We start from the raw sequence: 22,937 nt of genomic DNA on the forward strand, positions 1-22,937 counted from the left end.
CGACCAACAGATACTCAAATCCGTTTTAATATACAGGATCAGTTATGAATCGAAATACTCGCGCCCTGACCACTGTTTTATTCGCAGCTTTTCTAATGACCAGCTTGCCCAGCCTAGCGGAAGAGGCCGAAACCTATGGCGAAACCTTCGGGCGAAAACTGACTACCGGCCTCGCCAACATCACCACATCTTCCCTGGAAATACCGAAAAACATTATTTTAATCAATAATCAAAGCAATGTTATTTACGGCTTTATCGGCGGTACTTTTAAAGGGTTATTGAATATGGGAGGAAGAATCGGCGTCGGCGTGCTGGATTTGGTTTCCTCGCCAATCCCTACGCAGCCCATCGTCTATCCTTTATATGTTTGGGACAATTTCAACGCGGAAACCACCTACGGCAAAGCCTTCCGCCCCAGCAATTAATTACTTAATTTTGTGGTGGAGCGTTCACCTACTCCACCGTCAGATCAAGCAACCATCTTCAACTCGCTCATACCGTTGGCTTTTTTTACCAATTCAATCTGCGTTTTGATGCGCTTTTTTACCCCTTCGACGTGGGAAATTACACCGACCGTTTTCCCTTGAGTCTTCAAGCCTTCTAAGGCACTCATTGCCAAATACAGGGCTTCCGCATCTAAATTACCAAAGCCCTCATCCAGAAACAGTGAATCGATCGCCTTACCGTTGTTGGCAATCTCGGCTAGCGCCAAAGCCAAGGCCAAACTCACCACAAAGCTCTCGCCACCAGACAAGGTTTTCGGCAATCGCCGTAGATTTTTTTGTTTGGTATCTTCAACCTCTAGCGCCAAGCCATTATCACTGGCCAAACTGCGGATATAGTAACGTCCGCTTAGTTTTTCCAAAATCCGGTTGGCTTGCGACAACAAATTATCCACCAACAACTGTTGAATACGCCGCCGGAAACCACCCTGCTCGTCGTTAATCAACTTCATTTCCGCTTCGGCTTGTGCATGTATCACCCTTTGCTCAGCCAAAAGCGCCTGAAGGCTCTGATATTTTTCTTGATAAGCTGACTGTTTATCCAGCTTAGTTTCCAACGTAGCCACTTCTTGTTCGGCAATATCGATTTTCTGGGATAGCTGGCGTTGGATTGCCAAAAGGTCGGCTTCGTTTAAATCGGACGGCATAACCGCCAATTCCTTTTGTAAATCGGCTGACAGTTTAGCCAGTTCTTCGTCGATTGCTGCCAATTGCGTATTTTGCTGTTCCAGCTTTTGCTCAATTTCAGCCCGCCTATCGATCAGCTCTAAAGCCGACCGCAAACTATCGACATCAGTAAAAACGCCACCCGCAATTTTATAAGCTAATACTCGCCGCATTGCATCTAGTTCAAGTTGCTGGGTGGCTATTTGCCGCTCCAATTCGACGATGAGTTTTTGCTTCTCCAGGATAACTAGATGCAAACCCAGCGATTCTTCCGTTTGCAAGCTAGTCAAAGCGTCTGCCATCTGCTCCTGATAACTGGCTATTTTTGCCTGACTAGCGTACAGTCTATCTTGCAAGCTAGCAACTTCCTCCAGCAAGCCCTTCTGACGTAACTCGCGGATTTGGTAATCCTGGCGTCGAGTATTGAGCTTATCGAAGACTATATTTTCTTTGCCTTTTCCTGGTAACTTCTCACCCAATAAAGCCAACTGCTTTTCCAGTTTATCAACAAGCGCCTTTTGCTCCGCCGTACGACTAGCGAAAAGCTGTTCGGATTCGATGTATTCCTGAGGCCGATTACGCCAAGTGGCATCAAGTTGCTCCACCGACGCCGTTAATTTTTCTACCAAAGCCTGCTTGGCTTCTAGCTCGGCCGTCCACTTAGCCACATTACGCTGTAACTGCGCGTGATCATTGACCAGGTTTTTGATTTTCTCCAACTCCTGGGCTTCTGTGTCCCACAAGCGTTTTTGCAAAGACAAATTATTGATGTCCAGCTCCGCACTGACGACATTTAAACGGTTGCTCAAAACCAACCATTGCGAGCGCATTTGCTGCAATCTTTGCTGCCGAGCAGACAATTGAGTACCTTGCTTTTTTGCCACTGCCAACTGCCCGGAGACACTATCGATAGCTGCTTTTAAGGCCTGCATCTTGCCGCGCTGATCGATTAAGGCTTTTTTAGAGTTGGTTTGGATTGGCGGTTTAGAAACATAGGGATGATCTAAGGAGCCACATAAAAAACACGGTTTACCATCAACCAACTTGCCGCGATCACCGCTAAATTTTTTCAGCAATGCCTCATTCAGCACAGCTTGCTCCAAGGCTTTGCCGATATTTTCTTCACGGTCCATCTCGTCTCGCAGGGCATCCAGCCTGGCTTGCAAGCGGGTCTCATCGGGCAGTTCCGGCGCTTTATTACGAGAGAACCAACTAAAAAAACTTTTTTTGGTAAATTTGGCATTAACCGCAGCCAGCGAGTGCAGCTCCTGAAAATCATTGACCCGTGTTTGCTGCTCTACCAGTAACTCCTTCAACTCCTCGAAACTTTTACCTTGCGCCAACTCCAGTAGGGTTTTACGTGCAGCTTCAATACGCTCATTCAAATCGGCAACCGCCGTTTTAGTATCGCGCAAAGCAGTTTGGTTTTTTTTCAGCGCCGCAGTCGTGTTTTTAGTCCAATTGGCTTGTGTCTTCTGCTTACCGGCCAACTCCGCCAATTCTGTCCGGAGATTACGTAACTGCACGACATCGGGAAAGTCAGACTGCAAACTAGCATCCACCTGATGATCTTGTAACCAGCCGTCTATTTCCGCAAGACTTGCCTTTCTTTCCTCCAATTGCTGTTGCAGCGTCTGCACCAGTTCGGCTTCACGCGGCAACTCCAGCTTCAGATCACCCACTTTCAATTTCAGCGCATCAATAGCCTGTTTTTGCTCCTCTACGCTTTTACCATTCAGGCTTGGGACGATTGCGTTACTGACATCTTCACCAAGTTGGCGCTGTAGCGCATTCAGCTCCTGACGATAAGCATCCAAGGTCGCCTGACTTTGGACAATCTGTCCCTGCTTACCGTCCAATAAAATTACTTCTTCGCGAAACTGTGTCGCTTGCTGACAATCGGCAATTTTCTGTAAATCGTCTTGTAAAAGCTTAATTTGCGCTTCAACTTTCTCTGACTGTTCGAGAAGTTGTCTTTGGCGTCCTTCTAATGAATGAATGTTTTTTATTGTCAGTAGTTGCTGTTGCAACTGTTTTTGTTGGTTTTTTAACTCCGCAACTTGGTCCTTGAAATCCTGTAAGTCTTGCTCACCGGCTTGCAAGGCTTCCGGACTGAGTAAAGGAATCAGATCAATATCCTGTTGTAGTTGCGTTAAACGACTGAGCGATGTATGAAAGTTACCTTCAGTCCGCTGCCGATACTCAACATAGATCTGGGTACCGCTGATTTTTTCCAGAATGTCCATGCGCTCGCTATCCAGCGCATTTAGAAAAGCCGCAAAGTCGCCCTGCGGCAAAACCATGGATTTGCTGAATTTATGAAAGTCCATGCCCGTCAACTCGGCAATTTTGGTCCGTACTGTATTTGGTGTCCTGGCGAGTAACTCCGAATCATCGTTTAACTTAGTCAAGCTCATTTCCGGCTGTAAAACCTGATCTTGATTTGCGTCAGCAGGCCGTTTTACCTGCCATGAGGAACGAAACCTCTCGCCATCTAAAGCAAATTCAACCTGTGCGAAGCTATCGTTTGCCTGCTTGGTGATTACATGCTCGGCAGGCTTGTCGAAACGAAAAGTCTCACCGTATAGGCCTAGCGTGATGACATCAAGGATACTGGTCTTGCCGGAACCGTTGGGACCAGTGATAGCAAACACACCGCTGTCGGCGATAGGTCCTTGCTCGAAATCGACTCGGCCTTCGCCTTCCAGTGAATTGATATTTTTGAAGACTATATTGAGTATCCGCATAATCCCAGGCTTTGAGGGCTGTTGGTGGCAATTTGCTCAAACTCGAATAGCATTAAGCTAATGCAAGCAAATCAGATTGAAAATCTATGCGTGTATTTTAGTGAATTTGACCTAGGGATGCTGAATAATATCGGAGGGCGAAATTATGGCTTTTGGAGTCTGAGCGATAGCTTTTTTATAAACAATCGCATCTCTGAGTTTTTGAAATTCCTTCGCATCAAAACCATTTGCCACACCCAGCAATTCAGCTTCACGGATTACATCCTCCGCCTTGTCGTATTCCTTTAACTCGATAAACAAGTAGGCTTTTTCGGCACGGAAATACATTCTATTTGGATCCAGCGCAATAGCTCTATCCATTTCCTCAAATGTGCTTTCTGTTTGCCCCTGAGTGAAATAGACCTTTGCTTTGATAAGATGCATCATCGGTTTATCGGTGAAGTTTGGCTGCATCAACGCAGCGTCTGACCATTCCAAAACATTTGCTGCAATCGTTTTGCATTCATAATCCCCATTGATCAAACAAGTAGCAGCAGTCCGTATCGAATCCATGGTACGCAACGGATGAGACTTATCCGATATTCTATGCAGGACTTCCTTGTGCACCAAATCTCTCAACGTTTCCATATACTTAACATCAAGAACCAAGGGTTCATCGTATCGCACAGGTAACGCAGCGTATTTTTGATCTTTAGCTACACCTTGAAAATTTATCAATCTGTTGAGTTCCATAAACATCTCAATCAAGGTTGACACTTCAAAAATGTTTAGTTTGGAGGCTGTCAGATAATACTGATAGGTTTCTGCGTTGGGACCGCGTTTGAGTTCGAGATTGTTGGCATAAGCGCTATTGGCCCGCACGGAGCCGGGATGATTACGCACCTCAAAGTAACTAAAACTGTCGAGATTTGACCAGATTGCGGCACGGGTATGCGTAGCCAAAGCCAGACTGCCAATGATACAGACATACAATCCATTGAGTAGCCTACTGCTGATTTGCTTCGTTAGTAGCTCGTACAACAAAGCCACTAGCGCTAAAACAATCCCGATACTGGGCAGATAATTGCGATGCTCGTATATCAATTCCAAAGGAAATATAGTGGACTCCATAGCGTGTCCGACAAAAAACCAAAGAACCGCAAAATTCAAAAAACGAGTTTTGTTTTGACAAGTGCTATAGATTGCTACCACTATCAACACTACAATACCGGCAATCGACAGCACTGTACCAAAAGGCTGAAACGGGCCCTTGCTCAAAACAAAATCATCGTGCGCCAAACTGAGCTGGGTATTATCCGGATAGAACAGCAATCCCAGATAGTAAAACAGTATTCTGGCTTCGGACATTAAACGCTCTGCCAGCGTAAATTCGCGCGTCAAATAACCGCCCAGCACATATTCCGGATGAGTCAGCAAGTACGCCAAGCCAAACAATACCGGCAATATGACGGTGACAAGGTAATAGCTGTACACTTTAAAGCGGGACGCTATTGGGATCGGCGGTAACAAGGTTACTTCACTGACAAAAATCAATAGCGGCAAAAGCAACGCATTTTCCTTGGATAAAACCCCTAAGCCTGTACCAAGCACACAGCCCAGCACCATAAACAGCAGGCCAGCAGGCTTTTCTAGCTGTAACCTACCTTTTAAAAACACTAAAAATCCGCTCAACATAAACATGCAGGCCATGCTGTTCATACGCTGGACGACATACAGCACAGAAGTCAGTTGTAACGGGTGTACCGCCCAAATTAGCGCGGAAAGAAAAGCTAGTTTTCGAACAGGAGAATTAGGTGAGGCAATCTGAAACAGTTGGCAACTTAGCAAGAAAACTAAAAAGCTATTGATGACGTGGATCCCAATATTGGCCAACTTGAATGGGACTGGGTCAAATTGCTGTCCCGCGTAAAAATAATTTAGCGCAAAACTTAGACTGGCAAGAGGTCGCTTGGCTGGACCGCTTGTATTGGCACTCCAAGCCGCCGCCAGCTCCTGGACAGAGAGTGTGTTAAGCGAAACACCAGCGTTGTCAACGATGTTAGGGTAATCGTCAGCTAAGAAAGGCCCGTGGCTCCCAGGGAAATAAACAATAAATATTGCTATCGCTAGAAGTCCTATAGAAAGGTACAAATGCCAAGATGTTTCCTTCGGGCTTCTCATCAAAATCATAGGAGTAGTTAAGACACATAAAGACGCTTAAAAACAAAAGGGGCCTAAGCCCCTTTTGCAATCCATTTGAATAAAGTTTCTACTGTTTAGGCAGATATTTTTGGGGTAATGAGCTTCCTGCGCCACTAGCCAATACAGCCCACTTCATACCCACACCAACGGTGCAGGTACCCTGAAACGTCATGGTTTGATCAGCATTAACCGATGTACCAATGGTTTTATAGGCAATGGTCACCCTGGCAGTTGAGGGACTAGCTGAGGTAATCTCAACGGACTTAACATAGTTACCGACGATTTGAGCTTTTGGGAGGATGCCAAAATACCCATTCGTTAGTGTTGCCCCACTGACCCACAAACTCTGCTCACTGCAAGATACGCCACCAGCGGTCATAGCAGGAGAGGCCAAACTTGGACCTTCCGATACTTTGGATTTAACGGTGTAATCTTGATATGCCGGAATCGCGATGGCAGCCAAGATACCGATAATGGCTACCACAATCATTAACTCGATCAAGGTAAAACCTTGTTGTACTTTTTGCATTTGCTTATTCATAACCACCTTCTTTTTTATGATGAACGGAACTTAAAACTCTCAGGCTTATTAGCAATTAGAATGCCAATTATCTTTCGAACAAAATAAAACGATAAAATTAAGCTTGTTCCACATACATTTCAAAGCCTTACACAACGCTCTTACAAATAAAATTAGGCAATATTCCTGTAGCCACAACCTTATCAAAAAAGTAGTTTTTGTTCATAACTGACGTTTTTTGTCACCCCTATAAATCGCTAAATAATTCAGGGATGGTTGACTACAAACTCTTACCGACAAACCAAAGCTCCAGCATCATCAACATCCACACTAAATCACCGTAATAGGCGGCATGCACACTTTGATGCATCTCGATAGCATGATCCAAAAAATCCGGTTTAAAAAACTCGCGCCGCTTCAAATCATTTATTGCTCCATAAGCCAGTTGCTTAAGCGGCTGATGGTCCTTCAGCCAAACGCCGAAAGGCAACCCAAAGCCATGCTTGGGCTTGTTGATAATCCGCTCCGGAAGGAAATCCGTCATAGCCTGCTTGTAAAACCAGCGCAGCTTTTGCCCTCGCAACTTGTCATTCGAAGGAATTCGGCAAGACAAGTCGAGAATGCGTCTATCCAACAAGGGGTAGCTGACTTCAACGCCTGCCATTTCGCACATTCTATTGACTTTGACCAAATCGTTATCGTGGAGCGTATTTTTCCAATCCAGATACAACATACGGTTCAAGGTACTAGCAGACTCCGGCCGCCAATAGTCTTCCCTAAACTGGCGTAAGGGCGCAGAAGCATCAATTTCCACTAAAAAATCAGCTTGAAAAATGTCTGCCGCAGCATGCCTATGCAAAAAATTGTAATCCTGGAGGCGGTCTGGCATCGCTGCGTTCGCTTGATCGATATAGCGTTTTGCCTTAAACGGTAGTTTCTGTTTGGCTATTACATCCGGCAAGTTATTTAATGTTGCTTCGAGGCCAGCGCTTAGGAATTTTGGCAGGCGATGATAACTCTCGAATAACATTTGCTTGGCATAGCGCTCGTTACCCGCAAAAATCTCGTCCCCCCCATCTCCCGCGAGCAAACGGTCAACACCATGATCCTTAGCCAACTTGGCGCAATAATACGCTGCCAAGGCCGACGCATTCCCAAACGGCTCATCGTAGTAAGCCGCTATTGCCGGCACGGCATTAACAGTATCCTCGGGAGTGACGTAATACTGGTGTTGCCGCGTATTGAAACGTTGCACTGCAATATTGGCGTACTCGATTTCATCATAGCCGTCAGCGTCAAAACCCATCGAAAAGGTTTTCGCCTTACCTGGAAATACCCTAGCTAAGGCTCCCGCCACACTGGAACTATCCAGCCCACCGCTCAGAAACGCGCCGGTATTATCTTCGGTATCGGCCATACTTCTGACCGCTTCGATCAACTGTTGCTGCAATTCCAAGCCGGCTTGCTGCAGATCGCAGGATTGCTCACGAAATACCGGTAGCCAATAGCGTTTTAAGCTGATTCGTCCGTTGTGATAAACCAAGCACTGCCCACCTTCCAGCTTTTTAACTTGCCGATAAATCGTTGTAGGGCTGGGACAATGGTTGAGATAGATGTAATCAAATACCGCTTGCGGCGCAATGCCGTTACTGACCTGAGGATGGCGCACTATAAAATCGGCACTTGAACCGAATATTAGGCCACCGGCAACTTCTGCGTAATAGATGTTACTGAGACCAATCGGATCGGTAGCCAACATCAGCAGCTGCTGATTGGTATCGATAAGCAGCAAGGTATCAGCTTCCGGCAAACCGACTAAAAAATCGACACCGCGACTTAAATAGGCATCCCACAAACTCTGTGAGCGACCTGATCGCGAACCGGACTGCGGGACGAGCAACAACACCCCATTACTGTCCGTCATATCGGTCGCAGCGGTTGAAAAAGCGAAGTTCTGACCATGCCGAACATTAAATATTGAATCTGCCGCCGTCATTTGCCCCAGCAAAGCGATAGATTCATCTTTCTGGAGACCGCTCCCCATCCATCCTGCAAATTTTGTCATAGTGATCGATATAGTTATGCCTTGACGTGACTGATCACATAACGGAACTTTCCTGAACGCTCCTTGGGAATGTAATCGGTGTATTCGATATTGATAGTAACGGCTTGTCCTAAACGTTTTTTAAATTCGTCGACGATTTTTTGTTCGTAAGCCGCTTGATATTTTAGGGTTTTAACAATTTGCACAGTGGTTTTATCCAAACTGTCTTGGGTAATTTTAAAGGAATCAACGCCTTCTAAATCTCGCAAGACATAAATCAATGCCAAGCCATGCAATACTGTTCCATCCTGAGCAACTACAAAATCGGTGGTTCGACCTTGAATCTCCTCCAGCACGGGTAATCCTCGCCCGCAGGCACAGACTTTATCCGACAATATTCCCATATCGCCGGTACGATACCGAATAAACGGAAAATCTCTGGTTGCCATATGCGTAACCACAATTTCACCGAGCTCTCCGTTAGGTAAAGGCTGGCCTTGTTTGTCTACAATCTCGACGACAATGTCCTCAGCGGTAATATGCATACTGCCTTCGGGACACTGATGCGCGATAAAACCGGCATCACGCCCGCCGTAACCATTCGCAACCGGACAAGCAAACACGTTTTCTATTTTTGTCCGCTGGTGATCGTAAAGCCGTTCCGATGTCACGAAAGCCACTTTAATCCCCAAATTATGCAATGCTACGCCCCGCTTCTCAGCATGACTGGCAATGTGGGCCAACGCAGAAGGATAACCAAATAACATTTTCGGGCGAATCTGCTGGATTTGTCGAACAAAGCCATCCAACTTTTCCGACGACATTTCGAACGCCGGAATCAAATGTGTACGCAACAATTTATCGCGCAACAGCCGAATTTTATCCTGCGCCCCTAGTTCGATTGGAGACCCCCAGATTACTGCTTCTGGATCGCCTATATCCACACCCCACCAACGGGTAGCCCGCCACTTTGCCGCGACATCATGGCTAACTCGGCGGCTACCGATGTAAAAAATCAATGGTTCTCCACTGGAACCGCCAGTGTTGAAACGTGCGAGTCTTTTAGCATCGTCCGCTTTCATTTCATCAAGATGCTGCCTGATTTCCGGCTTACTTAACAACGGTAGCTCGGCTAATTTTTTCACACTATCAAGGTCCGCCGGCTCAAATCCCAAAGTAGCGAACAACTGCCTGTAGTAAGGCACATGAATTTGTACGTCTTGCAGAAACGCGCGTAAATGTTGCAATTGCAACTGCCTAATCTCGTCGGGTTTTAGCCACTGACTGCGCTCCATGCCGCGTCTAACTTTGACGGTACTATGCTTTTTTAAGGCTTCGTGAAGCGGAAAGATTACCGTTGAACAAAAAGACGTATAAAAGCTCATGACTCCACCAGTTTTTTAAATTCCGCCAACAAAATATCCACCCGCTTATCCCAAGAGTTATCAGCTGCATAATTTACAAGCGCTTGCCGGTCCCACTGCCGTTGCAAAGCATGATCAAGCGCCATTAACAATGCGTCAGCATCCCCAAACGGCACGATAGTACCCAATGTTTCATCAGCAACCACCTCGCGATTGCCGCCAACATCGGTGCTAATCACCGGCAAGCCGCAAGCCATAGCCTCCAAAAACACGTTAGCCCAGCCCTCGTTGGCAGTAGCCAGCACAAACAAATCGGCTGCCGATAATGGGCCGTGCAATTGTTCTGCAGGCAAAGCCCCAAGAAAACGCACATGTTGGCCAATATTCAGCGTTTCAACTTGTTGCTCCAAGCGACTGCGAATATTGCCTTCCGGACTAGCGCCTCCGACGATCAAGTATAGCAATCGCGGGTATTTTTCGATTAATGCCGGCAAAACTTCGATCACCCGGTGAAAGCCTTTTCTATCGACCAATCCGCCGACCGAAATCAGTACTTGGGCGTCTTCAGGAATTTGCCGATGTTGCCTTGCCTGTTTTTTATCAATAGGAAAAAATTTCGCGGTATCGATGCCGTTGCCCACCACCTGGATTTTCTGAGGGTCGGCGCCTAAATCCACTACGTGCCGCCTTAAAGAATCCGATACCGAAAATACTCGGGAGGCATCATTAAGAGCCTTTAATAATCGTTGGCGGCGACTGGGAGTTTTAGACAACGGCACTTCTGTGCCGCGTAAAGTGATGGTGACCGGCACCTTAAACCATTTCCCGAGTAACGTGGCCGCATAACCGTCAGGGTATGCGAAGTGCGCATCGATCACATTAAAAACGAAGCTCTTTTTTAATTGACGACAAATCAAAAAACTACAGATTGCCATAAAAAAGCCGTCCCAAGAACGTCCGATTCCGGGTATCGATAAAAAGCGCGGGAAATAGACAGAAATACCGTCTTGATTTTCGTATTTATCCGGTTGCGGCCGGTAATTCGGTTTAAACCATTGAATTAGGCTTTGCAGTGGGAACCAAGGCACCGGGGAAATGACAACTAAAGAACAATGACCGGCCACTTTGGACATACGCTCGCGAATAAAAACGCCAGCGTTAGGTCTGACACGACTGGGATACAAAGAACTGAAAACAATCAGCCTTGGCGAGTTATCGGCCATCATTACCCGCCATTATCCTGCCGTAAACAGCCTGATAATGACTGACACTGCGCTGCCAATTACGCTCTTCTTCGACATAGCGCCTACCGGCTCGCCGCACTTGCTCCCATTGATCTTGCTGATCGAGGACCGCCAACACCGTTTGCGCCAACGCTGTCTTATCCCCAGCTTTGAAGATATAGCCAGTTTCCCTGTCTCGAATTAACTCATGATGCCCACCGACATCCGAAGCCACCAACAAGCGGCCTTGCGCCATGGCTTCCAGCGGTTTTAAAGGTGTCACCAAATCGGTTAAGCGCATCGCCAAGCGCGGATAAACAAAGATATCGACCAGATTGTAATAGCGCTGCACTTGATCGTGAGCGACACGTCCGGGCAGAATGACGCAATCCTGTAAGCTCAGCGCCTCAATTTTCTGCAGGATTTGTTGCTGTTGCGGCCCACCGCCCACTAACAACAAACGCACATCAGGCTGCTGCTGGATAATCGCCGGCAATGCATCCAGCAATAGCAATAACCCCTCATAAGCATAAAAAGACCCGATAAAACCGAGCACAATTTTGCCGCTCAATCCCAGCTCTGCTTGCAAGTTTGGCTCGGCGGCCTCGCCGTAGGTAAATTTATCGATATCGACGGCGTTGGGAATCACGGTAATTTTTTCCGCCGCGACTCCGCGGCCTATGATATCCCGGCGCAGACCTTCGCAAATAGTCGTCACCGCATCGGCACGCTTAAAAACATGTGTTTCCAATGCCTTAGTCAATCGGTAACGTAAACTACCTTCATGGGTGGTGCCGTGATCGACGGCCGCATCTTCCCAAAATGCCCGGCATTCGTAGACCAACGGCAATCCGTATTTTTTTGCTACTTTTAAGGCCGCAAGCCCGTTCAACGCGGGCGAATGGGCGTGCAGAATGTCCGGTTTGATCTGCGGAATAATTTCATCCAGCCGTTCCGCCAACGACTGTACGATGGCCCATTGATTTAAAACCGGCAATTTCGCCGCCAAACCTCGCGGAATAACAGATCGATAAAAGGTCAGCCCGTCAACGGTTTCAATGGGAGCTTCCGCGACTTGATGTTTGGCGGATGTGACATGAAACGTCTCCCAACCCAGTTTGCGTTGTTGCTCGAGAATCGCACGAGTACGAAAGGTGTATCCGCTGTGCAACGGAATGGAGTGATCCAATATGTGTAATATCTTCATGTCAAGAACGGGTTAAGGAATATTCCTATTGGCAACTTGCCGGGTTCGACATGATTGCCATGATTTATGTGGTTTTAGTATTGTCAGTCAGCCGAAACCAGGCCTTTCTGATTAAATGCGGCACTAGTATATGCAAGGGCATTTTTAACCAATGCGAGCGAAGAAACAACAGCCAACGAGCAAAGCCGGTCAGGCTATCCATGCAGCTAGAATGGTGTGGTTTTAGGGCTTGCGAGAAAAGATAGTCCATAACTCGGTTTTTTCCGCCTCCCGCGTAGACGGTAGAAGCCTCAATGACACTATCAGGAACCGGTGTTGCCAATATTTTGGTGGTATAACGGAGAGCGTAAAACAAGGGCTTACCCAATCCCAACATTTCCGCTCGATGATGCAGGTTTTCCCAAAAACTTGGATCGTTACCACTAAATTCGCGTAGGAGCAAATCGATGTCGCTCAAATCGCGCAAACCATTTTCAAACTCTCCACCCCAGAACAAATGGCTGGCACTATGGAGAACCATATCCTCGGGGGCCAAAACCCAATAATCGGTATCTGTTATCTTGACAGCGGCTTTTAGCAACAACTCGGCATCAGGGTATAAATTGCAGGTTTGCGGAAGTATATTGTGGTGAATATCCAGCGAAGTCCCACGCTTGATATGCCTAAGCGGCGGCAATTCATGCATCCACTGCTCATAATAGCGCTGATCGTAATTATCCATCGGTTCAGGAAGCCATCCATGCCATTTCAACGCATCTTTGACCTGCTTCAACTGAGTCTTCGGCACCAGTATATCAATATCGCTGAATACGCGCCCCAAACCAGCATTCAATCCGGATGCCGAATAAGCGGTGCCTTTCAACAAAATCAACCGAATATTCAAAAGCTCAAAGACCTGCAACAGGTTATGCAGCTCCCACTTGACGATGCGCTTTTGAGACAACCAATAAGTCTCGGCTGAATCGAGGTGATATGCAAAATGCTGTGGCGGGTTGAATAGTAGAAATTTTTTCTGGAAAAATGTCAGTCTGGCCAATACTCCGGCGCTCCTTGCTTGCCTTAACAACAGCTCCCAATCGGAATTCGAGTCAATACTATCTTTCGCCTTGAGCATCAAGTATTCATTCAACAAATCAGGCATCATGCGACTCTCTAGCGTACATCATCCAATAATTGCACAAATAAATCAGACGCATGGTTAAAATCGCCATCGTAAATGAAATCATACGCCTGACAGCTGTTTACCAGACCCAACATGGTCTCAAAACCCTGCGCACCTAGTACACTGTAATTGAATGAAAGGTCCGCCAGCCGCATGAACGCCTCAGCCTTTGGCACCGCAGATAAACTCAAGGATGATTCCGCTCGATACTTCGGAAATACAACCAAGCATGGCAGGGCGGTTTGGTCAGCTTTTGACACCGATTCGGAGGGCGGCTTCATCAGACAAACCGATCCTTTCAAAGTATCGTGAACAACTGGACTGAATTGGCAAAATGGAAAAGTATCCGCGATCACCGATATTGATTCGTTTTTCAAACTAACTGGACGCGGTACCGGAACAACATGCCCAGTTGCTCGATCCATCAAAGTTAATTCATCAGATAATAGTCGCCAACCGTTGTTGATTAATGCTGCGCACAATGTGCTCTTACCTGACCCCGGCGCACCAGGTAAAATTAACGCTTTACCGTTTCGTTCCACCACGGCGGCGTGAATAATTAGAAACCGGTGTGAGTAGCCGGATATACACCAGTTCAACCCCCACTCAAAGAATGGAAATGCCTGCACATAAGGCAAAGGCTTGAAAGGAATAAATTGATCAAAGGCAAATAGCACCTGTTTGCGAAAGAAACGTCTTACGCCCGCAGGCTGAATTAAGCGGACATAAAAGTCGCAAAAAGTATCTGGGGGTAATATCGGATAGGCAGAGTAAAGCTCAATGATACCCTGCTGAACTGACGGTATAGCAGAATGAATTCTAATTGAAAAAGGGCCAATCCTGATAACAAACTGCCCAGACGCTATCAAAGATGAAGTGGAATTAGGTCCGCGCAAAATAACTATATACTTTCAATAATCTTAAGCTTGCACAACTGGTCAAGTACGCTATTCAACGATTGCTTATCCAAATTACCCTCAGAATCGATAAAAATACTCAGTAATTCCGGCTCACTAATTGCGAATTCGGAACCGCTGATTATCGATAAAACCAAACTTGTATCTTTATCCAAATAATGAGTTTCACCGCTACCATGATGAAAAGCAACAGATTCATAACCAAAAGATACGAACTGAATAGGGAAGCTTCGATAAATTTTCCACTTCACAACATTAATGGCTATTGATGAAGATTAGCTAATAATTCAGCAGCACCGACTTCATTCGTTACCGCTAAGCTACCGTCATAGAAGGGCTCATGAAAAGCGCATAACCGATAAAGCTTTATCACCTCTGCGGGACTAACATCCTGAATGGACCCAGCACTGGCATTCAAATAGGCTACGCATGCATCCCGCTTGACTCCAGTTCCGGATAGGGCATCCCAAAAGGTAGTCGTATCTGATAGGCTAGTTGGATCAAATATCGACGCAAAAGTAGTTGCATTCTTGTAAGTATAGCTGCCGGAGATTCCACATTGGCTACCCGTGCTTGATGTCCCACCTGAAAAACTACTTTCAGCTAAAATGGCAGTACACATCGAAGCGGCCGGACTAGGTGGGACGGGATTTATGGGCGTATTTGTACCTTTTTTATAATATAGCGCCCCGTTGGATTTTCTCTCCACCCTGAAAGGACAGACGCGCGCCGCAATCCACTTCAAGTAATTTGGGTCCGTAGCAGTATCTACATTGCTTAGCCAGACGCTAGGAGACGTTCCTGCCCTACAAACCGACATATCCTCGGAATGACTCGACACATTGCCTGATTGCACTCCTGAGATGGTACATTGATAAACACTGCCTAAAGCGGTCTTACTGGTGAGTGTCATTAAAACCGGCGCGATCACACCTGCTTTCGCAAAAGACCTTCTGGATTTATCAAGTGACCTACCAACGTTCTGGGATTCTTCTGCAGTACGTTTCTGTTCATCTATTCTGTTCATCTGGAACCCTCTTAAATTAAACTTTGAATTGGTTCGCACTCTAGCAAAATACCTTGTATCTGTCTATTGCACACAGGTACAGATCCAGAATTTGAAAGTCGATCATTTAACTATTTCGAAGAAACGCTTCAAACATCAGCAATGACCAAATCGACGCGCTGTAATCGCGCAACCCGGACTGGTGTTGACTAACCAAATGATGCAAATAAGCGTCATCGAACCACCCAGTGCTTTTCAGAGTTTCCCCCAGTAAGGCCTGCTGAACACGCAGCTTTAACGGCCCTCTAAACCAACTACTCAATGGCACTGCAAACCCCATTTTGGGCCTGTAAAGAATATCACTGGGCAAATAAGGTTCCAACGCTTTCTTAAAAAGATATTTACCTTCTCGCCCATGTAGCTTTAAATCGGGCGGCAAGGTCGCCATCCATTCGACTAGTTTATGATCCAACAGAGGTACTCGCACTTCCAGGGCATGAGCCATACTTGCCCGATCAACTTTAGTCAGAATATCGCCAGCCAGATAAGTTTTTAAATCCAAATATTGCACCATTGACAATGGATGATCAGGGGCTTGCTGACTATACCGACGGAATACTTCAATAGCTTGATAACCCTGCAACTCGCTCTTTAGACTATCGCTAAATAATTGGCTGCGCATGCCGTTGGAGAGTACCGACACACTATGAAAATAACCCGCCATCGAGTCTCTACCGATAGACTCGAGCGTGGTCTTCGCCCTCAATACCTTTGGCGCCCAATCCAGCTTCGGATATACCTTGCCTAAGGTAGAGAACAAAGGCATCCGCAACGCATCAGGCAATAATGCCCTCATCCTCTCTTCATAGGTATGCCAGCGATAGCGCCGGTAGCCAGCCAGATTTTCGTCGCCGCCATCGCCGGACAACACCACCGTCACCTGTTTCTTGGCCAATTCGCAAACCCGGTAAGTAGGTAACGCAGAACTGTCGGCATATGGCTCGTCATACAAACCGGACAATTGATCAATCAAACTAAAGTCTTCGGGATCGACTTGTTCGACTCGGTGTGCGGTGTGGTAACGGTCCGCAATCTGAGCAGCAAATTGCGCTTCGTTAAATTTAGGATCACCGAAGGAAATAGAACACGTATTGACCGGATCTTTGGATAGTCCCGCCATCAATGCCACTACGCCACTGGAGTCAACGCCGCCAGACAGAAAGGCCCCCAACGGCACGTCAGCGACCATTCGAATTTTCACGGCTTCTCGCAAGCGCTCGATTAACTCTTCACCGGCTTCGGCTACGTTGCCCGCAGAAGCTGTCTGAAATTTAACGTCCCAATATTGTTTAGGTCGAAAGCCTTTCTGCCCTCGTTTAATCGTTAGACAATATCCGGGCTCAAGCTTATAAACACCTTTATATATGGTTTTTGGATCGGGAATATACCCAAAGCCGAAATAGTCTTCTACCGCAGTAGGGTCAACATTTTTAGGCAGTAAAGGGTGTTGTTTCAATGCTTTCAGTTCGGAACCGAAAATGAACTGACCGTTACTTAATTCGGCATAAAACAGCGGTTTTACACCGAGACGATCTCTGGCCAAAAATAATGTTTGCCGCGGCCTATCCCAAATCCCAAATGCAAACATGCCGCGCAAGCGTTCCACGCAAGACTCACCCCAAGCTTGCCAAGCATAGAGAATGACTTCTGTATCGCAATGAGTCCTGAAGCTAAAGCCCAATGCCTCCAATTCTTCTCGCAATTCCGGAAAATTATAGACTTCGCCGTTATAGGTCAGCACCACATTGCCATCCTGACTATGCATGGGTTGCTGACCGCTGGACAAGTCAATAATGGACAGTCTGCGATGCCCAAACCCCAAACCAGGCTCAGTATGCAAACCGCCTTCGTCTGGCCCCCGGTGAAACTGGGATTCGTTCATCCGCGACAACAAATTGCGGTCTATTTCACTAGCACCTGTAATATCGAAAATACCGACTATGCCGCACATATGAGTTCTCTCTGAATCATTTACTGCTTGTCATAAACTTGCCGATAGCGGTTCACCATGCTATCGATTGAAAATTCCGCCTGAATCCGCTGAAGCGAAGCTTCGCCTAAATGTCGCCGTTTGCCGTCATCCAGCACCAACTCGCGCATTGCAGATGACATGCCCTTTACATCCTCTTTTTCTACCAGACACCCGGTTTTTCCGTCCAGCACCAGCTCGGGGTTGCCGCCGACTCGAGTGGCGATAACCGGCAAACCGCTAGCCATCGCCTCCAATATAGTATTGGAAATACCTTCCGCCTTTGAAGGCAATACGAAAATATCAAGGCTGCGCAAAATTTGGGGAATGTCGTCACGCTCGCCGGGTAACCAGGCTTTATCGATCAGGCTGGCGGCACTCAATAGGTCAAGCGCTTCGGCTCGCAAAGGCCCGTCACCAATCAAAAGCAATCGGGCAATTTGGGCAAATTCCGGGGATTGTTGACAAGCATCGATAAACGCCCTAACCAGCGTCAATTGATCTTTCACGCCGTGCATGCGCCCGACCGTACCGATCACCAGCTTTTCATGCAAATTCAGTGAGCAACCGTCCGGTATTGGTCTACTTCCGGCACGAGGATAAAACGTTTTGGTATCGACACCGTTACAGATTCGCGTGATTTTATCTGAAGAAATGCCCACTCGATTCAGCAGATAATTCTGTAAATGCTGCGACAAAGGAATGAAGCGATGGATGATTAAACCTAAACCCCGCCTTAGCCATTGATATTTGACATTACTGCCATCCGGATCGAAGACATCCCAACCATGCTCGCCATGCACCCGATAAGGCACGCCGGCTAACAATGCGCAAATCTGATATTCGATAGCCGCTAAATTACGGGTATGCACGATAGCCGGCTGCCATTGTTTCAACAAGCGATAGACTGCATAAAACGAAGCCCAGTCCTGACCTGGCCGTTTATGCAACTGGTGAACGATCACATCTTGCCGTTTGATACGTTGGCTGAATTCGGTACTATCCGCCAAACAGATAATGGCATGCCGGTAACTGTCTTCCGGTAGATTGTTGATGATATTGACCAGGCCGTTCTCCAGACCGCCAATTCCTAACCGATAAATGATGTGCACGATTAACGGCGGTAACGGCTTGGACATTTATGCAGACTCGCCCGCTATCAATCGGCACAAGCGTTGGCCGTTCTGCTCCCAACTGAAATCGCTTTCCACATAGCGGCGATTGATGTTAGCCGATTCGACCGGCTGACTCAAAAACCGTAAAACTTGGCAGGCAAAGTCTTCGGGAGCGTCGGTTATCGCCACCTGCAGATCCGCCCCACCAGATATACCTTCCATAGCCGCCGTAGTAGCCACTATCGGCTTCGCCATCGCCATCGCTTCCAACACCTTGTTTTGAATCCCTCTGGCAATTCGCAAGGGTGCGACGACAACGTCAGCAAAAGCTACATAGGGCCTGACATCGTCAACCCGACCGGTCACAATGACGCCTGAGTCTTTATCCGCCAGTTGCAACACCTCTTTGGCAGGCTTGGAACCCACTATATAAAAATGTACTTTAGGCAGGCGGCTTTTAATAACTGGCAATACCTGCTCGGCAAACCATTTGACCGCATCAACATTGGCCCAATAATCCATCGCTCCCGTGAAAACTATAGCGTGCTGCTTGGCCGGAAAGGGCGTTTGCCAAGACAAATCCGGATCGAAACTATCCGTATCCACACCGTTGTTCACAAAACCAATTTTGCTTGCCCATTCAGGCGCCAAAGCTTTGAACAAACCTGCTTCTTGTTCGGATACGAATATTGTCGCATCAGCCCATGCTGCGATACGTCGCTCATAGGCCAAAAGCTTTTCGGCTTCACGCCGGTAAACCCAATTGGCTGGCCAGCGCTTGCTGAAGGCATATTGCTGCCATTTGTCGGAATCGACATCGACAAAATCGGCTACACAATACAAGTTGGTATATTTCTCCACGTATTGCGCCATCGGCGATGAAAAAATCATCGCCCGCTCAATACCCTGTTCGTTAATAGTCTTATCCACCCACTCTTGCAACCCACGGTTTCGGTAATAAGGCAAACTCAAGGCTTCGCCACTCAACAAGCCTGCCAAACTTTTGATTTTGCCGATCTTGGGATTTAATTCGATACAGCAAGTATCCGCACAGAAAGACTTTAAGGCGTCGAGATGCCGCTTGTCATCAGGATCATCAATAAAGGTACCGAGGAATATCCGGTATTCGGCGGCTAACGCCTGCAAAAAATGAAATGAACGAATCTTATCGCCCTTGTTGGGCGGATAAGGAATACGATGGACCAAGTAAAGTAATTTAGGCTTTTCCATTAGCCTAAGTCCTTGGCAAGCCAAGGGCCAATTAGCTGACTAAGCGGCAAAGGCAAACGCTTCCAAGCCGCAATAAACAAGCGGTATTTAGGATTTAGCGGATTGATTTCGGGTATTTGTTTGGCTTTAACCAGATCAACCTCGTAATAGAGCGGTTCCGGTTCAAAACCCCAGTGCTTTTTAAAGCGATAAGAGCCCGTGCCAACTTTACTGCGACCATAATCGAAAATCTTGCAGCCCTTTTCCACCGCACGCCGCATCACTTCCCAATACATGAAATCGTTGCCTTTCAAATCACGGGCTGCGTCGGTGCCGCCGCCGTAATACGGCAAAACCTCGTCCTTGAAATAAAAACTCATTACGCTGGCCACTAATTGACCTTCGTGCTCTATCGTGAGCACCTCGCAACTCTCACCAAATACATCCTGCAAAATTTGAAAATATCTTTTCGGAAATACCGGGGTGCCTAAATTCCGGACACTTTCGGAATAGGCGCGATACAAACGTTCGACATTATCGTCTATGACACTGGTAAGACCGGCTTTAATGCCGGCCCGCACCATTGCCCGCTGTTTACGCGGAATCGCATTCAGATTTTTTTCGACATCTGGATCGAGTTCTTTTCTAAACGTGACATAGAGTTCTTTGTGCGGCCAATCCGGGTGATGCTGTTGTCGACTTCTCATCTCCAGACTATCCACGCCCAATTCCCTAGCAAGTTGTTGTGCTTTGCTTTGTAAGCCTGCGAAGGCTTCATCATTGCTTGCGACAATTCCCCCATAAACACAAAATGCGTTTGAAACCAAAGAATTACCAAACAACAAGCTATTGACATGAGTCAAGGGCAAAATACCGGTAATTTCGCCATCTTGCTCTGTGTAGTAATAATAGGTGTTATGTCCGAAAGCCTGCTTTATCACTTGCTGCCAAGCCGATAAATGAAAAAAGCTGCCATCGGCCGAAGCCATGACATAGTGATCCCAACGCTCTCTTTGGGAAGGCTCAAGTAATTTGATCATGACTGACTATGATGATGTGTCTGTTTGTTTGCTTAGAAACACGCTCTGCATGGTATCCCAAGCAAAATCAGCAAGTAAGCTGTTAAGGCGATTTTCCATTCGACCCAGATTCAGATAATGTCTAAAGCGGGTTTTAAATGACAGGTCATGCTGCCGCGGTTGCTCTGGATCTATTTCCCAAGGGTGAAAATAAAAAATACCTGACTGGTTTTCGCATTTGTTGAGGTGGCGATAAGCCCATTTCGAAAATTGGTACGGATACAATCTAAAAAATCCGCCGCCGCCACAGGGAACATTACGATTCAGAATTTTCAATGTAGTAATCGGAATTTCCAACAGTTTCGGCGCGTTGCCCGGCCGATAGGCGAAGCGAGGAGCTCCCGGCATACCGTATAAATCATGCTTGACCGGGTAAATACTGGAACTGTACTGAAAGCCTTCATCCTCAAGGACTTCTAAGGCCCAAAGATTTTTGGCGCCAATTGAATAACTAGCCGCCCGATAACCCACAATTGGCTGATCACCAATATCTTCAAGAATCTGCCGGCTAATTCTAATGTCTTCCCGGAACTGATCCGGTGTTTGTTCGGTTACGCGGGTGTGTTGATAACCATGCGACGCGAGTTCATGCCCTTCATCGACAATCCGCTTAACCAACTGCGGGTAACGCTCAGCCACCCAGCCCAAGGTAAAAAACGTTGCTTTTACTTGATGTTGAGCAAACAAATCCAAAATCTTCTGGGTGTTCCGCTCTACCCGGTGAGGTAAAGCATCCCACTGATTACGCTGAATATTCGTCTCAAAAGCCGAGACCTGAAAATAATCCTCGACATCGACCGTCATGGCATTAACCCGCACAGGCAAATTCATACAGTTTTACCTTGCCAACTCATAACGACGCACAATTTCATCGACGATGCGATCAGCCGCTTTACCGTCCCAATATTCCGGGACTCGACCACTCTTACCGCCAGTGTGCAAAATATCATCAACACATTGCATGATTTTGGCCGGATCGGTTCCCACAATAGTATTCGTTCCCTCGGTGATCGTGATCGGCCTTTCGGTATTTTCCCGCAAAGTCACACAAGGTACACCCAATGCGGTGGTTTCTTCCTGTAAACCACCGGAATCAGTCAAAACCAATTGGGCTGATTGCATCAAACCGAGCATTTCCAAATATGCCACCGGCGGCAACATAATCACTCGCTGTTGCGGCAATAATTGCAGCAAACCCGCTTCCGCAATTTTTTGCTGAGTGCGAGGGTGAACCGGGAATATCACAGGGAGTTTTTCACTAATATCACCCACTACCCGAACCAAGCGCTCCAGTGTTTCGGGGTCGTCAACATTAGAAGGTCGGTGTAATGTTAATAAGGCGTAAGCTTTTTCCGAAACAACCTGCTTAGAACCGTATCGCTGCAATGTTTCCGCCAAAGAAGAGGCTTGCTGGCAGTTAGCCAAAAGCGTGTCGATCATCACGTTCCCAGTAAAGTATATCCGCTGTTCTGCAATCCCCTCCCTTGTCAAATTATCCGCCGCCGCACGTTCCGTAGTGAATAGCAAGTCAGATAGCTGGTCGGTCAAAATCCGGTTAATCTCTTCCGGCATTTGCCGATCATAACTTCTTAAACCGGCTTCAACATGAATCAGTGGAATGTTCTTTTTCACTGCGACCAACCCGCAGGCGATGGTGGAATTGACGTCGCCGACAACCAATACCGCAAAAGGCTTAACATCATCCAAAACCGGCTCAAAGCGCAACATGACATTTGCAGTCTGCACGGCGTGACTGCCAGATCCGACCCCCAAATCTTTGTCCGGCTCCGGAATACCGAGCTGTTGGAAAAAAGTATCTTTCATGGCCTGGTCGTAATGCTGCCCGGTATGCACCAAATAAGGAGTGATCAAATGGCTAACAGCTTGCAACTGTCTAATAATGGGCGCCATTTTCATGAAATTAGGTCGCGCGCCAACCACGCAAACCAAGACTTTAGGGAACAT

17 protein-coding genes are annotated in these 22,937 nt (G+C 47.0%); 1 reads left to right on the forward strand and 16 read right to left on the reverse strand.

Annotation, left to right across the window (positions count from 1 at the left end):
- Nucleotides 1-44 precede the first annotated feature (44 nt).
- On the forward strand, nt 45-425 hold the full coding sequence (locus JL719_RS18270) for an exosortase system-associated protein, TIGR04073 family (RefSeq protein ID WP_033155672.1): 381 nt from the start codon (nt 45-47) through the stop codon (nt 423-425).
- Nucleotides 426-469: 44 nt separating this feature from the next.
- Here JL719_RS18270 and JL719_RS18275 read toward each other — a convergent pair whose 3' ends face one another.
- From JL719_RS18275 to wecB, 16 genes are all read right to left on the reverse strand, one after another.
- Nucleotides 470-3,916: an SbcC/MukB-like Walker B domain-containing protein gene (locus JL719_RS18275; RefSeq protein WP_033155673.1), complete on the reverse strand. Its 3,447-nt coding sequence runs from the start codon at nt 3,914-3,916 to the stop codon at nt 470-472.
- Nucleotides 3,917-4,027: 111 nt separating this feature from the next.
- Entirely contained in the window at nt 4,028-6,076 is a 2,049-nt protein-coding gene (locus tag JL719_RS18280) for a hypothetical protein (protein ID WP_051669742.1), read from the reverse strand.
- An 88-nt stretch (nt 6,077-6,164) separates the two neighbouring features.
- Entirely contained in the window at nt 6,165-6,638 is a 474-nt protein-coding gene (locus JL719_RS18285; protein ID WP_051669704.1) for a pilin, read from the reverse strand.
- A 259-nt stretch (nt 6,639-6,897) separates the two neighbouring features.
- Nucleotides 6,898-8,541, reverse strand: a complete 1,644-nt coding sequence (locus JL719_RS18290) for an asparagine synthetase B family protein (protein WP_225892891.1) — start codon at nt 8,539-8,541, stop codon at nt 6,898-6,900.
- Between the two features lie 155 nt (nt 8,542-8,696).
- Nucleotides 8,697-10,046: a phenylacetate--CoA ligase family protein gene (locus JL719_RS18295; protein WP_033155675.1), complete on the reverse strand. Its 1,350-nt coding sequence runs from the start codon at nt 10,044-10,046 to the stop codon at nt 8,697-8,699.
- Nucleotides 10,043-11,251, reverse strand: coding sequence for a glycosyltransferase (locus tag JL719_RS18300; RefSeq protein ID WP_225892892.1), 1,209 nt, complete (start codon nt 11,249-11,251; stop codon nt 10,043-10,045). Before JL719_RS18300 ends, JL719_RS18295 begins: the two co-directional genes overlap by 4 nt.
- Nucleotides 11,238-12,455, reverse strand: a complete 1,218-nt coding sequence (locus JL719_RS18305) for a TIGR04063 family PEP-CTERM/XrtA system glycosyltransferase (protein ID WP_033155677.1) — start codon at nt 12,453-12,455, stop codon at nt 11,238-11,240. Before JL719_RS18305 ends, JL719_RS18300 begins: the two co-directional genes overlap by 14 nt.
- A 64-nt stretch (nt 12,456-12,519) precedes the next feature.
- Nucleotides 12,520-13,599 (reverse strand): nucleotidyltransferase domain-containing protein, encoded by a 1,080-nt coding sequence (locus JL719_RS18310; protein ID WP_033155678.1) that lies wholly within the window; start codon nt 13,597-13,599, stop codon nt 12,520-12,522.
- Nucleotides 13,600-13,607: 8 nt separating this feature from the next.
- Nucleotides 13,608-14,513, reverse strand: a complete 906-nt coding sequence (locus JL719_RS18315; RefSeq protein ID WP_225892893.1) for an HprK-related kinase A — start codon at nt 14,511-14,513, stop codon at nt 13,608-13,610.
- 283 nt (nt 14,514-14,796) lie between these two features.
- Nucleotides 14,797-15,561, reverse strand: a complete 765-nt coding sequence (locus JL719_RS18320) for a hypothetical protein (protein WP_129871430.1) — start codon at nt 15,559-15,561, stop codon at nt 14,797-14,799.
- Nucleotides 15,562-15,667: 106 nt separating this feature from the next.
- The gene (locus JL719_RS18325) at nt 15,668-17,551 is read right to left on the reverse strand and encodes an XrtA/PEP-CTERM system amidotransferase (protein WP_033155681.1); all 1,884 of its coding nucleotides are present in this window, start codon (nt 17,549-17,551) and stop codon (nt 15,668-15,670) included.
- 20 nt (nt 17,552-17,571) lie between these two features.
- On the reverse strand, nt 17,572-18,708 hold the full coding sequence (locus tag JL719_RS18330; RefSeq protein ID WP_033155682.1) for a TIGR03088 family PEP-CTERM/XrtA system glycosyltransferase: 1,137 nt from the start codon (nt 18,706-18,708) through the stop codon (nt 17,572-17,574).
- Nucleotides 18,709-19,914 carry a TIGR03087 family PEP-CTERM/XrtA system glycosyltransferase gene (locus JL719_RS18335; RefSeq protein ID WP_033155683.1) on the reverse strand — a complete coding sequence of 402 codons (1,206 nt, stop codon included), beginning with the start codon at nt 19,912-19,914 and terminating at the stop codon, nt 18,709-18,711.
- The gene (locus tag JL719_RS18340) at nt 19,914-20,933 is read right to left on the reverse strand and encodes a FemAB family XrtA/PEP-CTERM system-associated protein (protein WP_033155684.1); all 1,020 of its coding nucleotides are present in this window, start codon (nt 20,931-20,933) and stop codon (nt 19,914-19,916) included. The genes JL719_RS18335 and JL719_RS18340 overlap by 1 nt, the downstream gene beginning before the upstream one ends.
- 6 nt (nt 20,934-20,939) lie before the next feature.
- A complete protein-coding gene (locus JL719_RS18345; protein WP_033155685.1) occupies nt 20,940-21,803 on the reverse strand; it encodes an XrtA system polysaccharide deacetylase in 864 nt (287 codons plus the stop codon).
- Nucleotides 21,804-21,809: 6 nt separating this feature from the next.
- Nucleotides 21,810-22,937, reverse strand: a complete 1,128-nt coding sequence (wecB, locus tag JL719_RS18350) for a non-hydrolyzing UDP-N-acetylglucosamine 2-epimerase (RefSeq protein ID WP_033155686.1) — start codon at nt 22,935-22,937, stop codon at nt 21,810-21,812.

It is taken from the genome of Methylomonas sp. LW13 (assembly GCF_016865255.1).
Taxonomy (GTDB): Bacteria; Pseudomonadota; Gammaproteobacteria; order Methylococcales; family Methylomonadaceae; genus Methylomonas.